The sequence below is a fragment of the Micromonospora sp. WMMD967 genome, assembly GCF_029626165.1.
In the GTDB taxonomy this organism is placed as follows: domain Bacteria; phylum Actinomycetota; class Actinomycetes; order Mycobacteriales; family Micromonosporaceae; genus Micromonospora; species Micromonospora taraxaci.
Map to the genome: position 1 here is coordinate 4,253,251 of NZ_JARUBK010000001.1, position 15,634 is coordinate 4,268,884.

Below are 15,634 nucleotides of genomic sequence, written 5' to 3' on the forward strand. Positions count from 1 at the left end.
GTACGTGTGATGGCGAACGACGAGAAGCTGCTCGACCATCTCAAGTGGATGACCGCCGAGCTGCGACGCAGCAAGCGGCGCCTCGAAGAGGTGGAGACGGCGGCCGGCGAACCGGTCGCGATCGTCGCGATGACCTGCCGCTACCCCGGGCGGGTCGACACGCCGGAGCAGCTCTGGGAGCTGATCGCCGCCGGCGGTGACGCGATCGGCGACTTCCCCGACGACCGGGGCTGGGACGTCGACGCGCTCTACGACCCCGACCCGGACGCCAAGGGCAAGACCTACGCCCGCGAGGGCGGCTTCCTCGCCGAGGCGGCCGACTTCGACCCGGCGCTGTTCGGCATCTCGCCGCGCGAGGCCCTGGCCATGGACCCGCAGCAACGGTTGCTGCTGGAGACCGCCTGGGAGGCGTTCGAGCGGGCCGGCATCCCCGGTGACAGCGTGCGCGGCAGCCGGACCGGCGTGTTCGTCGGGATCAGCGGCCGCGACTACGACACGCTGTTGCAGCGGCACACCCAGGACGGCATCGAGGGCTACCGGTTGACCGGCAGCGCGGCCAGCGTGCTCTCCGGGCGGATCGCGTACCAGTTCGGTCTGGAAGGGCCGGCGGTCACCATCGACACCGCCTGCTCGGCCTCCCTGGTCGCGCTGCACCTGGCGGTCCAGTCACTCCGCCAGCAGGAGTGCTCCCTGGCCCTCGCCGGTGGCGCCACGGTGCTCGCCACCCCGGAGGCGTTCGTCGAGTTCAGCCGCCAGCGCGGCCTCGCCCCGGACGGCCGGTGCAAGCCGTTCGCCGCCGCCGCCGACGGCACCGGCTGGTCCGAGGGCGCCGGCCTGCTCCTGCTGGAGCGGCTCTCCGACGCCCAGCGCAACAACCACCCGGTGCTCGCCGTCATCAGAGGCACCGCTGTCAACCAGGACGGCGCGTCCAACGGCCTCACCGCCCCCAACGGGCCCGCCCAGCAACGCGTCATCCGGGCCGCGCTCGCCAACGCCCGACTCACCGCCGCCGACGTCGACCTGGTCGAGGCGCACGGCACCGGCACCCGGCTCGGCGACCCGATCGAGGCGCAGGCGCTGCTCGCCACCTACGGTCAGAGCCGTCCGGCCGGCGAACCGCTCTGGCTCGGCTCGCTCAAGTCCAACCTCGGCCACACCCAGGCCGCGGCCGGGGTCGGCGGCGTGATGAAGACGGTGCTCGCCCTACGGGCCGGCGTCATGCCACGCACCCTGCACGTCGACGAGCCCACCCCGCACGTCGACTGGACCGCCGGCAACGTCCAACTGCTCACCTCCGAGCGCCGGTGGGCGCCGGGGGAGCGGCCCCGACGGGCGGCGGTCTCCGCGTTCGGCATCAGCGGCACCAACGCCCACGCGATCATCGAGGAGGCCCCGGCGACGGACGCCCCGGCGACCGACGTCCCGGCCGCCACCGACCCGGTCTGGGTGCTCAGCGGTCACACTCCGGAGGCGCTGCGGGCGCAGGCCGACCGCCTCGCCGCCTTCACCGCCGGCTCCGGGGCCGGCCCCGCCGACGTCGCCCACTCGCTCGCCGCGACCCGTTCACCGCTGCCCGTCCGGGCGGTGGTCACCGGCGCCGACCTGCCGGCCGGACTCGCGGCCCTGGCCGCCGGGAACGCCGCCGCCGGGCTCGTCACCGGCACCGTCCAGGAGGGTCGCACCGCCTTCCTCTTCTCCGGTCAGGGATCCCAGCGTCACGGCATGGGCCTCGACCTCGCCGAACGGTTCCCGGCGTACGCGCAGGCATTCGACGCGGTCTGCGCGGAGCTGGATCCCCACCTCGACCGTCCGCTGCGCGAGGTGATCGCCGACGGCGTGGACCTGGAACAGACCGGCTACACGCAGGCCGCCCTGTTCGCTGTCGAGGTGGCCCTGTTCCGTCTGGTCGAGTCGTTCGGGGTCACCCCGGACTACCTGGTGGGGCACTCGATCGGTGAGATCGCCGCCGCCCACGTGGCCGGCGTGCTGTCCCTGCCCGATGCGGCGAAGCTGGTCACCGCCCGAGGTCGGCTGATGCAGGCGTTGCCGCCCGGCGGGGTGATGGTGGCGGTACGCGCCACCGAGGCGGAGGTGCTGCCGCTGCTGTCCGACGGTGTGGACATCGCCGCCGTCAACGGTCCCCGGTCGGTGGTGCTGTCCGGCACCGCCGACGCCGTGGCGGCGGTCGCCGCCCACTTCGACAAGTCCAGGGCGCTGACGGTCAGCCACGCGTTCCACTCGGCGTTGATGGAGCCGATGCTGGCCGAGTTCGCCCAGGTGGCGAGCGCCCTGACCTACCACGAGCCGGTCATCCCGGTCGTGTCCAACCTGACCGGGCAGCTCGCCGGCACACCGGACGCCGACTACTGGGTCCGGCACGTGCGCGGGGCGGTCCGGTTCGCCGACGGCATCGCCTGGCTGCGCGGGCGTGGCGTCACCCGGTTCCTGGAGATCGGCCCGGACGGCGTCCTCACCGCCATGGCCCGGGAGAGCGACGACACCGAAGCCACCTACGTGCCGCTGCTGCGCCGGGGCCGCCCCGAGGTGACCGCGGTGGTCACCGGGCTGGCCGAGGCGTACGTGCGGGGCGCCGCGGTGGACTGGACCGTGCTGGCCCCCGGTGGTCGCCGCGTCGACCTGCCCACCTACGCGTTCCAACACCAGCGCTACTGGCCGGCCACCGGCACCGCCCCGGTCGGCGACACCCGGGCGCTGGGCCTCACCGGTGTCGACCACCCGCTGCTCGGTGCCGCCGTCGCCCTGGCCGGCGCCGACGAGCACCTCTTCACCGGTCACTGGTCCGCCGCCGGGCACCCGTGGCTCGCCGACCACCGGGTCGCCGGGGACCTCGTCGTGCCCGGCACCGCCCAGCTCGAAGCGGTGCTCGCGGCGGGCGCCGAGGTCGGCTGCCCGACGGTCGAGGACCTGGTCCTGGCCACCCCGCTCGTCCTGCCGTCGGCGGGGGTGCAGGTCCAGGTCCGGGTCGGCGCGGCCGACGCCGACGGCCGGCGCACCGTGAGCGTGCACAGCGGGGACGGCGAGATGTGGACCGTGCACGCCTCCGGCACCCTCGGTGTCACCGGCGCCGTGCCCCCGGCCCTCACCGAGTGGCCGCCGCCGGGGGCCGAACCCGTCGACATCGACGGCCTCTACCCGGGGCTGGTCGAGCGCGGCCTGACCTACGGGCCCGCGTTCCGGGGCCTGGAGGCGGTCTGGCGCGGCCCGCTGGGGGAGACGTTCGCCGAGGTACGCGCCCCCGAGAGCGTCGACGCCTCCCGCTTCGGGCTGCACCCGGCGATCCTCGACGCCGCCCTGCACGCCCTCGGTCACACCGTCACCGACGCCGAACCGGCCGCCGTCCCGTTCGCCTGGAACGGTGCCACGGTGCACGCGGTCGGCGCCGACACGATCCGGGTACGGCTGCGGGGCACCGACACCGTCGCCCTGGACGTCTGGGACACCACGGGGCAGCCGGTCGCCACTGTCGGTTCCCTGGTGCTCCGGCCGTACACCCCACCGACCACGAGCACCCTCCCGGTCGCCGACGCCCTGCACCGCCTCGCGTGGACAGCGGTCGCCACCGTCCCCGCCGCACCGGCCACGTCGGCGCAGATCTGGCACCCACCGACCACCGGTGCCGACCCGCTGACGGCCACGCACTCGGCGACCGCCGCCACACTCGACGTCCTCCAGCGGTTCCTGCGCGACACCACCGACGCGGACGCCCGGCTCGCCGTGGTCACCTCCGGCGCGGTGGCCACCTCACCCGACGGGGACGTCACCGATTTGGCCGCCGCCGCGGTGTGGGGGCTGGTCCGCACCGCGCAGACCGAGAACCCGGACCGCTTCGTCCTGGTCGACCTGGACCGGCCCGACGACGACGTGCTCGCCGCCGCGCTCGCCACCGGGGAGCCGCAACTCGCCGTCCGCAACGGCACGGTGCTCGCCCCACGGCTGGCCCGCGCCGCGACCGGGCCCGCCCTCATCCCGCCCGCCGGAGTCCCCTGGCGACTCGACGTCCCCGTCAAGGGCACCCTCGACAACCTCACCCTCGTCGCGTGCCCCGAGGTCGACGAACCGCTCGGCCCGGGTCAGGTCCGGATCGCGGTCCGCGCCACCGGCCTCAACTTCCGGGACGTCCTGATCGCCCTGGACATGTACCCCGACGTCGCCCAACTCGGCAGCGAGGGCGCCGGTGTCGTCACCGCGATCGGCCCCGGTGTCGACGGGGTGGCCGTCGGCGACGCGGTCATGGGCATGTTCTACGGCGCGTTCGGCCCGGTGACCGTCACCGACCACCGGCTGGTCACCCCGATCCCGACCGGCTGGACGTTCGAGCAGGCCGCCGCCGTGCCGATCGTCTTCCTCACCGCCTACTACGCACTGGTCGACCTGACCGGCCTGCGCGCCGGGGAGTCGCTGCTGGTGCACGCCGCCACCGGCGGCGTCGGCATGGCCGCCGTGCAACTGGCCCACCACCTCGGCGCCACCGTCTACGGCACGGCCAGCCCGGCCAAGTGGGAGACGCTGCGCGGTCTGGGTGTCGACGGCGACCGGATCGCCTCGTCCCGCACCACCGGCTTCGAGGAGAGGTTCCGCGCCGCGACCGCCGACCGAGGGGTCGACGTCGTCCTCAACTCGCTCACCGGCGAGCACGTCGACGCCTCCCTGCGGCTGCTCGCCCCGGGCGGCCGGTTCGCCGAGATGGGCAAGAACGACGTCCGCGACCCGGCCGCGATCAACGCGGCGCACGGCGTCAGCTACCGGGCCTTCGACACCATCCAGGCCGGACCGGACCGGATCCAGGAGATGCTGCGCGCCCTGGTCGACCTCTTCGAGGCCGGCGCGCTGCGGCCGCTGCCGGTGACCACCTGGGACGTACGCGCGGCGGGTGCCGCGTTCCGGCACGTCAGCCAGGCCGCGCACGTCGGCAAGGTGGTCCTCACCGTCCCGAGCGCCCTCGACCCGGAGGGTGCCGTTTTACTCACCGGCGGCACCGGCGCCATCGGTGCGGCCGTCGCCCGGCACCTGGTCACCACCCACGGCGTCCGGCACCTGGTGCTGGCCGGACGGCGCGGGCCGGACGCGCCCGGCGCGACCGACCTCGCCGACGAACTGCGCGGCCTCGGTGCCAGCGTGACACTGGTCGCCTGCGACGTCGCCGACCGCGGCGCGGCCGCGGCCCTCATCGCGGCCAGCACCACGGAACGGCCACTCACCGCCGTCGTCCACCTCGCCGGCATCCTCGACGACGGTGTCCTCGGCGCGATGACAGCGGACCGGCTGAGCAGCGTGCTCCGCCCCAAGGTCGACGCGGCCTGGCACCTGCACGACCTCACCCACGACCAGCCGCTGGCCGCCTTCGTGCTCTTCTCGTCGCTGTCCGGCCTGCTCGGCGCGGCCGGGCAGGCCAACTACGCGGCCGCGAACGCGTTCCTGGACGGGCTCGCGGCGCACCGCCGCGCCCAGGGCCGGCCGGCGATCTCGCTCGCCTGGGGCCCGTGGACCGCCACGACCAGCATGGCCGGACGGCTGGACGACACCGACACGCGACGCATGGACCGCACGGGCGTGCTCGGCTTCGACACCGGCGAAGGGCTGGCGCTGCTCGACCTGGCTCTCGGCGTCGACGAGTCGTTGGCCGTTCCGGTGCGACTCGCCCGTACCGTCGCCGCCGGCACCACCCCACCGCCGCTGCTGCGGGGCCTCGTCCGTGGTGCGACCCGCCCGGCCGGCACCGCCGGGCCCGCCGACGCGGCGACCGCGCTGCGCCGGCGGCTGGCCACCGCACCGGCCGAGGCCGAACGGATCCTCCTGGACATCGTCGTGGCGGACGTCGCCGCCGTCCTCGGGCACGCCCCGTCCGACGTCGTCGCCGGCCGAGCCTTCAAGGAACTCGGGTTCGACTCGCTGACAGCCGTCGAACTGCGCAACCGGCTCACCGCCGTGACCGGCCTCCGGCTGTCCGCGACACTCGCCTTCGACCACCCGAGCCCTCTCGCGCTCGTCGCCCACCTGCGCGACGAACTGCTCGGCGGTGCCATCCCGGAGGCGCCCCCACCCTCCACCGCTGCCACCGGGGACGACGACGATCCGATCGCGATCGTCGCGATGGCCTGCCGCTACCCGGGTGGCATCGGCACCCCGGAGGAGTTGTGGCGACTGGTCGCCGACGGCGCCGAGGGCATCAGCGCGGTCCCGGCGGACCGGGGGTGGCGGGCCGACCTCTTCGACACCGACCGGGACGGCGGCTCGGCCACCGACCGTGGAGGCTTCCTGCACGACGCCGCCGACTTCGACGCCGACTTCTTCGGCATCTCGCCGCGCGAGGCACTGGCCATGGACCCACAGCAACGGCTGTTGCTGGAATCCACCTGGGAGGCACTGGAACGCGCCGGCATCGACCCGGAGACGGTCCGCGGCGAACAGGTCGGCGTCTTCGTCGGCGCCTCGGCCCAGGGGTACGACACGCTGCTGCAGGGCCGGGACGCCAGCACCGGCTACCTGCTCACCGGCACCGCCGCCAGCGTCATCTCGGGCCGGCTCGCGTACACCTTCGGCTTCGAGGGCCCCGCCGTCACTGTGGACACCGCCTGCTCGTCGTCACTGGTCGCACTGCACCTGGCGATCGGTGCGATCCGCAACGGCGAGTGCGCGATGGCCGTCGCCGGCGGCGCCGTGGTGATGGCCACGCCGACGATGTTCCTGGAGTTCTCCCGACAGGGTGGGCTCGCCGCCGACGGGCGCTGCAAGGCGTTCGGGGCGGGCGCCGACGGCACCGGTTGGTCCGAGGGCGTCGGTGTGCTGCTGGTCGAGCGGCTCTCCACCGCCCGCCGCTCTGGTCACCCGGTGCTCGCGCTGGTCCGGGGCACTGCCGTCAACCAGGACGGCGCATCGAACGGTCTGACCGCCCCGAACGGCCCCGCCCAACAGCGGGTGATCCGGGCGGCGCTCGCCGACGCCGGTCTGTCCACCGCCGACGTCGACGTGGTGGAGGCGCACGGCACCGGCACGGTGCTGGGCGACCCGATCGAGGCGCAGGCGTTGCTCGCCACGTACGGCCAGGGCCGTGCCGCCGACCGGCCGCTGTGGCTCGGCTCGATCAAGTCGAACCTGGGTCACGCGCAGGCCGCCGCCGGAGTCGGCGGCATCATCAAGATGGTCATGGCGATGCGGGCCGGGCTGATGCCCCGCACCCTGCACGCCGACGAGCCGACCTCGCACGTCGACTGGTCGTCGGGCTCGGTCGCCCTGCTCACCGAGCCCCGCGAGTGGACGGGCGACGGTCGTCCCCGCCGGTCGGCGGTCTCCTCCTTCGGGGTCTCCGGCACCAACGCGCACGTCATCCTCGAAGCGGCACCCGAACCGGCCCCCGCACCCGATGGGCCGGCACGTGACGCGACCGTCGGCGTACCGCTGCTCCTGTCCGCCCGCACCCCGGAGGCGCTGACCGCGCAGGCCACCCGGCTCCTGGCCGACGGCGACGTGGACCTGCTCGACGCCGCGTACACCCTCGCCGGGCGGGCCCGCCTCCCGCACCGGGCGGTGGCGTTCGGTCGGGCTGCCCTCGACGCCCTCGCCGCCGGCCAGCAGGACCCCGCTCTGGTCACCGGCACTCCGGTGACCGGCCGGACGGCGTTCGTCTTCTCCGGCCAGGGCTCGCAACGCCCGGGCATGGGCCTGGCCCTTCACGAAACCTTCCCGGCGTACGGGGAAGCGTTCGACGCGGCCTGCGCCGAGTTGGACCGGCACCTGGACCGGCCGATCCGCGATGTGATCGCCGAGGGCGATGACCTGGATCAGACGGTGTACACGCAGTCGGCGTTGTTCGCCGTCGAGGTCGCGTTGTTCCGTCTGGTGGAGTCGTTCGGTGTCAGGCCGGATTACCTGGTCGGGCACTCGATCGGGGAGATCGCCGCCGCGCACGTCGCGGGGGTGCTGTCCCTGGCCGACGCGGCGACTCTGGTCACCGCCCGGGGTCGCCTGATGCAGGCGTTGCCGGCCGGTGGGGTGATGGTCGCGGTGCGGGCCACCGAGGCGGAGGTGCTGCCGCTGCTGACCGACGGGGTGAGCATCGCGGCGATCAACGGCCCCCGCTCGGTGGTGCTGTCTGGTGCCGCTGACGAGGTGGCGGCCGTGGCTGCGAGTTTCAAGTCCAAGCGGCTGCGGGTCAGTCACGCGTTCCACTCGGTGTTGATGGAGCCGATGCTGGCCGAGTTCGCCTCGGTCGCGGCATCCCTGACCTACGGCACGCCGCGTATCCCGATCGTGTCCAACCTGACCGGGCAGGTCGCGTCGGCGCAGGACGCGGCGTACTGGGTGCGGCACGTCCGTGAGGCGGTGCGCTTCGCTGACGGCATCACCGCACTGGAAGCCCTGGGTGTCAGCACGTTCGTGGAGATCGGCCCCGACGGTGTGCTGTCCGCGATGGGGGCGGACTGCGTCAGCGACGCGGTGTTCGTACCAGTGCAACGCTCTGACCGGGACCAGCCGACCACGCTGCTGACCGCCCTCGCGCAGGCCTACGTGCGCGGCGTCGCCGTCGAGTGGGCACCGTGCCACAGGGGCGGACGGCTGGTCGACCTGCCCACCTACGCCTTCCAACGCCGCCGCTACTGGCCGGCCGCCGCCGTCGGCGAGGCCGGCGCCGGCAGTCATCCGCTGCTCGGCGCGATGGTCCCGCTGGCCGGCAGCGACGACGAGCGGGTACACACCGGCCACTGGAGCACCGGCTCGGTGCCCTGGCTCGCCGACCACCGCATCGCCGGCTCGGTTGTCGTGCCCGGCACCGCGCTGCTCGAACTGGTCCTCGCCGCCGGCACCGAGGCCGGCTGCGACCACGTCGACGACCTCGTGCTCTCCGCCCCCGTGATGGCCGGCGAACGTGGCGTGCAGCTCCAGGTCCGGGTCGGCCCGGCCGACGACGCCGGACGTCGACCGGTCGCGGTGCACGCCACCACCGACGGGGTCCGGTGGGCGGCACACGCCACCGGTACGGTCAGCCCCGCCACAGTGCCCGCCCCGGACAGCGACGAATGGCCCCCGCCCGGCGCGACCCCGCTCGACCTCGGCGACCTCTACCACGACCTGGCCGACCGTGGCCTCGACTACGGTCCCGCCTTCCGAGGGCTGCGCGAAGCCTGGCGTGCCACCGACGGCGCCCTCCACGCCGATCTGGCCCTCGACGGTGACGCCGACGGGTACGCGGCGCACCCGGCGCTGCTGGACGCCGCCCTGCACGTCCTCGGCCTGACCGGCGACGCCGGCCGGGAGGCAAAGGTGCCGTTCTCCTGGACCGGTGTCACCCGCCACGGTCAGACCGGCAGCGCCGCCCGCGCCCGGCTGACCCGGACCGCCGCCGACACCGTCCGGATCGACCTGACCGACGACCTCGGTCGCCCCACGGTCACCGTGGAGTCCCTGCTCCTGCGGCCGTACGCCCCGCCGTCGGTGCTGCACACGCTGTCCTGGTCGCCGATCCCGGTGCCCGTGGAGTCGACCGCGCAGGACCTGACCGTGCTGCGCGTCCCGCAGGTCCCGGGCGACCAGGCAGCCGCCGCGCACGCGGTCACGGTGGAGGCGCTCGCCGCCGCGCAGGCCGTGCTCGCCCAGGACGACGCCCGTCTGCTCGTCCTCACCACCGGGGCGGTCGCGGCGGCCCCGGACGACACGGTCCCGAACCCGGCCGGCGCCGCGGTCTGGGGCCTGATCCGCAGCGCCCAGTCCGAGAACCCGGGCCGCTTCCTGCTGGCCGACGCCGCACCTGGTGACGACCCGGACGATGCCCGGCTGGCAGCCATCGCCGGGGCCGGCGAGGAGCAGGTCGCGCTGCGGGGAGACACCGTCCTCGTACCCCGGCTCGTTCCGCACCGCCCGACCGGCGACGGCCCGGACTTCGGCACCGGAACGGTACTGGTCACCGGTGCCCTGGGCGCCCTCGGCAGGATCGTCACCCGGCACCTGGCGACCCGCCACGGCTGCACCGACCTGATCCTGCTCGGTCGCCGCGGCACCGACACGCCCGGTGCCGCCGAGCTGGTCGCCGACCTGGCCGCCCTCGGCGCCACCGCGACGGTGGTCGCCGCCGACGCGGCCGACCGGGACGCCCTCGCGGCGGTCCTCGCCGCAGCGCCCGACCTGACCGCCGTCGTCCACATCGCCGGCGTCCTCGACGACGGTACGATCGACCGCCTCACCCCGGACCGCACCGCCGCCGTCCTGCGACCGAAGGTCGACGCGGCCTGGCACCTGCACGACCTCACCAGCGACCGGGACCTCTCGGCGTTCGTGTCGTTCTCCTCCGCCGCCGGCGTCTTCGGCGGCCCGGGGCAGGGCAACTACGCCGCCGCCAACGCCTTCCTCGACGCCCTCGCGGCGCACCGGCACGCCGCCGGCCTGGCCGCGACCTCGCTGGCCTGGGGACCGTGGGCGGACGGCATGGCCGCCGGTCTCGCCCCGGCGGAACTGGACCGGATGGCCCGCTCCGGTGTGCTGCCGCTGCCGACCGACGTGGCGCTCACCGCGCTGGACCAGGCCGCCGCCGACGGCCAGGCCCTGCTCGTACCGGTCCGGCTCGACCCGTCGGCGACCCCGTCGCACGTCCCCGGCGTCCTGCGCGGCATGGTCCGCGCGATCCCCCGGCAACGCGCGGGTCGGGCGTCCGGCGACGCCGCCCTGGTGCGCCGACTCGCCGGTCTGGCGCCGGCCGCGCGCCGCGACCAACTGCTCGATCTGGTACGCACCCACGTCGCCGGCGTGCTGGGCCACGGCTCCGGACGCGCCGTCGTCGCCGACCGACCGTTCAGCGAGTTCGGCTTCGACTCACTCGCCGCCGTCGAGCTGCGCAACGGGCTGAACGCCGCGACCGGACTGCGGTTGGCCGCCACCCTGGTCTTCGACTACCCGACCCCAGTCGCCCTGGCCGACCACCTGAACACCGCTCTCGGCGGTGGCGACGAGGCCCCCACGACCGGTGTGAGCAGGGCGGTCACGGCCGACGAACCCATCGCGATCGTCGGCATGGCCTGCCGCTACCCCGGGGGTGTGACGACCCCCGAGGACCTGTGGCAGCTGGTCGACACCGGCGGTGACGCGATCGGCGAGTTCCCCCCTGACCGGGGCTGGGATGTAGGGGTGTTGTTCGATCCCGATCCTGACAATCCTGGGACCACGTACACCAAGGAGGGCGGTTTCCTCTACGACGCGGGCGACTTCGACGCGGGATTCTTCGGGATCTCGCCACGGGAGGCCCTCGCCATGGATCCGCAGCAGCGGCTGTTGTTGGAGACCTCCTGGGAGGCGTTCGAGCGGGCCGGGATCGACCCGGCGGTCGTACGGGGAGCGCAGGTGGGTGTGTTCGCTGGGGTGATGTACCACGACTACGTCAGCCGACTCGGTTCGGCTGACGGAGTCGAGGGTCTGCTGGGTGTCGGCAACGCCGGCAGTGTGGTCTCCGGCCGGGTGGCGTACACCTTCGGCCTGGAGGGCCCGGCGGTCACCGTGGACACCGCGTGCTCGTCGTCGCTGGTGGCACTGCACCTCGCGGTACGGGCGCTGCGCAACGGCGAGTGCGTCATGGCGCTGGCCGGCGGGGTGACGGTGATGGCAACCCCGGGCACGTTCGTCGACTTCTCCCGGCAGCGCGGCCTGGCGCCCGACGGCCGGTGCAAGTCCTTCTCCGACGACGCCGACGGAACCGGCTGGGCGGAGGGCGCCGGTGTGCTGCTGGTCGAGCGGCTCTCCGACGCGGTCCGCAACGGTCACCGGGTGCTCGCCGTGGTACGCGGCACCGCTGTCAACCAGGACGGCGCGTCGAACGGCCTGACCGCCCCGAACGGCCCGTCGCAGCAACGCGTCATCCGCGCCGCGTTGGCCGACGCCGGCCTGACCACCGCCGACGTGGACGCGGTTGAGGCGCACGGCACGGGCACCCGACTCGGGGATCCGATCGAGGCCCAGGCGCTGCTCGCCACCTACGGGCAGGATCGGCCCACCGACCAGCCGCTGTGGCTCGGCTCGATCAAGTCGAACATCGGGCACACCCAGGCCGCCGCGGGCGTCGCCGGGATCATCAAGATGCTGATGGCGATGCGGCACGACACCATGCCGCGGACCGTCCACGTCGAGCGGCCCACCGGGCACGTCGACTGGTCCGACGGCGCGGTGGAGCTGCTCACCGACGCCCGACCGTGGCCGGCGGGGGAGCGCCCGCGTCGGGCGGGGGTGTCGTCGTTCGGGGTGTCCGGCACCAACGCCCACGTGATCATCGAGGAGCCGCCGGTCACCCCGGAGGCCGAGTCGGTCGCGGCGGATCCCGGTGCGCCCTGGTTGTTGTCGGCCCGCAGCGCGACGGCGGTCGCCGGTCAGGCGCAACGGCTCGCGACGTGGGACGGCGACGCCGGGCAGGCGGCGTACTCGCTGGCCACCTCGCGTGCTGTCTTCGACCACCGCGCGGTCGTCCTCGGCCCGGACCACAGTGCCGGTCTGGCCGCCTTGGCCGACGGGATGCCGTCGAGCGCCGTCGTCTCCGGTGTGGCCCGTTCCGCCGGTGTGGTGTTCGTCTTCCCCGGTCAGGGTTCGCAGTGGGTGGGGATGGCGGTGGGTCTGCTGGATGCCGAGCCGGTGTTCGCGGCCCGGATCGCGGAGTGCGCGGCGGCCCTTGCGCCGTTCGTGGACTGGAATCTCCTGGACGTGCTGCGCTCCGATGATCCGTTGGAGCGGGTGGATGTGGTGCAGCCGGTCCTCTGGGCGGTGCACGTCGCGTTGGCCGAGGTGTGGAAGGCCAAGGGCGTGGTCCCCGACGCGGTCATCGGTCATTCGCAGGGTGAGATCGCGGCGGCGTGTGTCGCCGGTGTGTTGTCGTTGAGTGACGCGGCGAAGGTCGTCGCGTTGCGCAGTAAGGCTCTGCTGGCTCTGTCCGGCAGTGGTGCGATGGTGTCGGTCAACGCCGGCCTGGACGTGGTCACCCCGTTGTTGACCGAGGGTGTCAGTGTCGCGGTGGTCAACGGTCCGACGAGTGTCGTGGTGGCCGGTGCGGATCTGGACGGGTTCCTGGCCGCCGCCGAGGCGGCCGGGGTGCGGGCCAAGCGGGTCAAGGTCGACTACGCGTCGCACTGCCCACTGGTCGAACCGGTGGAGGCCGAGTTGGCCCGCCTGCTCGACGGGGTGCAACCACAGCCGGGCGCGGTGCCGGTGTTCTCCACGGTCGAGGACGGCGGTGTCATGGACGCCGCCTACTGGTATCGCAACCTGCGTCAACCGGTACGTCTGGACCTGGCGGTGCGGGCCGCCCACGCCGCCGGGCACCGGATCTTCATCGAGGTCAGCGCGCACCCGGTGTTGACCGGGGCGATCGAGGCCACCACAGTCGGCACTTTGCGCCGTGGCGAAGGCGGCTCGGAGCGGTTCGTGCGGTCGCTGGCCGAGGCGTGGGTGCAGGGCGCACCGGTCGACTGGACCACAGTCATCCCGGCCACCCAGGTCGTGGACCTGCCCACCTACCCCTTCCAGCACCAGCGCTACTGGCCGGCCGGCGACACACCGGTGCCCGTCGTCGACCCGGTCGACAGCGAGTTCTGGCAGGCGGTGGAGAACGGCGATCTCACCCCCCTCGGGATCACAGGCGACGGCGACGCCCTGCTGCCCGCTCTCACCGCCTGGCGGCGTACCCGCACGGAACGCGGCACCACCGACACCTGGCGCTACACCGTCGGCTGGACCGCCCTGCCCGAACCGCCCGACGCGTTGCTCACCGGCACCTGGCTGCTGATCACCACCGCCACCGCCCAGGCTGAGACCGAATTCGCCAGCGCCGCGATCGAGCAGGCCGGCGGCACCGCCGTCATCGTCGAGGTCGACCCGGCGACGACCGACCGGGCCGCACTGACCGCACAGCTGAGAGCCGCGACCGGCCCCGAGACCGCCGTCACCGGTGTGCTGTCCCTCCTGGCGGTCGCCCCGAACACCGGCGGAGCCGTCCCACACTGCCTGACCGCGACAGTGCTGCTGGTCCAGGCCCTGGCCGACGCCGGGATCCCCGGCCGGCTCCGGATCGTCACCCGCGGCGCCGTCACCGTCGCCGCCACCGACGAGCCGCCGCTGACCGGCCCCGCCCAGGTCTGGGCCACCGGCCGGGTGCTCGGCCTGGAACAGCCGGACCGCTGGGGTGCCCTGATCGACCTGCCCGCCCGGCTCGACAACGCCGCCCTCACCCGCTTCCAGGCAGCCGTCGCCGGCATCGACGACGAGGACCAGATCGCGGTACGCGAGGACGCCGTCCACGCTCGACGCCTCCGCCCCGCCCCCCTCGACAGCCCGGCACCGCCGAACGGGTGGACGCCCACCGGCACCACCCTGATCACCGGCGGCACCGGCGCGATCGGCGCACACGTGGCCCGCTGGCTGGCCGGACGGGGTGCCGAGCACCTGGTGCTCACCAGCCGTCGAGGGCCGGACGCCCCCGGCGCCGACGAGCTGCGTACCCAGCTGGAACACCTCGGTGCACGGGTGACCATCGCCGCCTGCGACACGGCCGACCGGGAGGCGCTCACCAGCCTGCTCGACGGCATCGGCGACCTCGCCGCGGTCTTCCACGCCGCCGGTGTCGCCCGGTCGGCGCCGCTGGCCGACACCGGCCTGGACGAGTTCGCCGACGTGGTCAACGGCAAGGCGGCAGGCGCCGCGGCGCTCGACGACCTCGTCGGAGACGTCAGCGCGTTCGTCCTGTTCTCCTCCAACGCCGGCGTCTGGGGCGGCGGTGGGCAGGGCGCGTACGCGGCGGCCAACGCGTACCTCGACGCGCTCGCGGCCCGTCGCCGGGCCCGTGGTCTGCGCGCCACCTCGATCGCCTGGGGGGTGTGGGACGGCGGCGGCATGTCCGACGCCGCGATCGTCGAGCAGTTGCGCCGCCGTGGCCTCGCCGCGATGGCACCCGACCTGGCCATCGCCGCCATGGCCCGCACCCTGGACCACGACGAGACCTTCGTCGCCATCGCCGACGTGGACTGGCAGCGGTTCGCACCCGCCTACGAGTCGGCCCGGCCCCGGCCCCTGCTGCACGAACTGCCGCAGGTACGCCGGATCCGCGACGCCGACCAGGCCGCGATCGGTGGCCAGGGGGCGTCCGCGCTCTACACCCGGCTACGCGACAGGTCTCGCGGCGAACGGCACCGGGCCCTGCTCCAGACGGTACGGGCGGAGGCCGCCGCTGTCCTCGGACACCCGTCGGCCGAGTCCGTAGAACCCGAGCGCGCGTTCCGGGAGCTGGGCTTCGACTCGGCGACCGCGATCGAGATGCGCAACCGGCTCAACGCGAGCACCGGCCTGCGGCTCGCCACCACCCTCATCTTCGACTACCCCAGCGCCCTGGTCCTCGCCGAACACCTGCACGACGAGCTGTTCGGCCCGGACGACCTCGACGACGACGCCCGCATCCGGCAGGCGCTCGCCGCGATCTCACCGGCCCGGCTGCGTGCCGCCGGGTTGCTGGACGCCGTGCTGCGCCTCGCCGACGACGCCGGCGACGACACGGAACCCGCCGCCGGGGAATCCGACGGCACCGACCTCGACGGGCTGGATGAGGACGACCTCATCCGGCTGGCGCTCGATTCCTCTCGCTGAACCACCGACGTGCGGA

Annotated in this window: 1 protein-coding gene; it reads left to right on the plus strand. The window is 74.3% G+C overall.

Annotation, left to right across the window (positions count from 1 at the left end; genetic code table 11):
* The first annotated feature begins 9 nt into the window (after positions 1-9).
* Complete coding sequence (locus O7631_RS19290; protein WP_278145489.1) at positions 10-15,618, plus strand: type I polyketide synthase; 15,609 nt, start codon at positions 10-12, stop codon at positions 15,616-15,618.
* Positions 15,619-15,634: the final 16 nt, after the last annotated feature.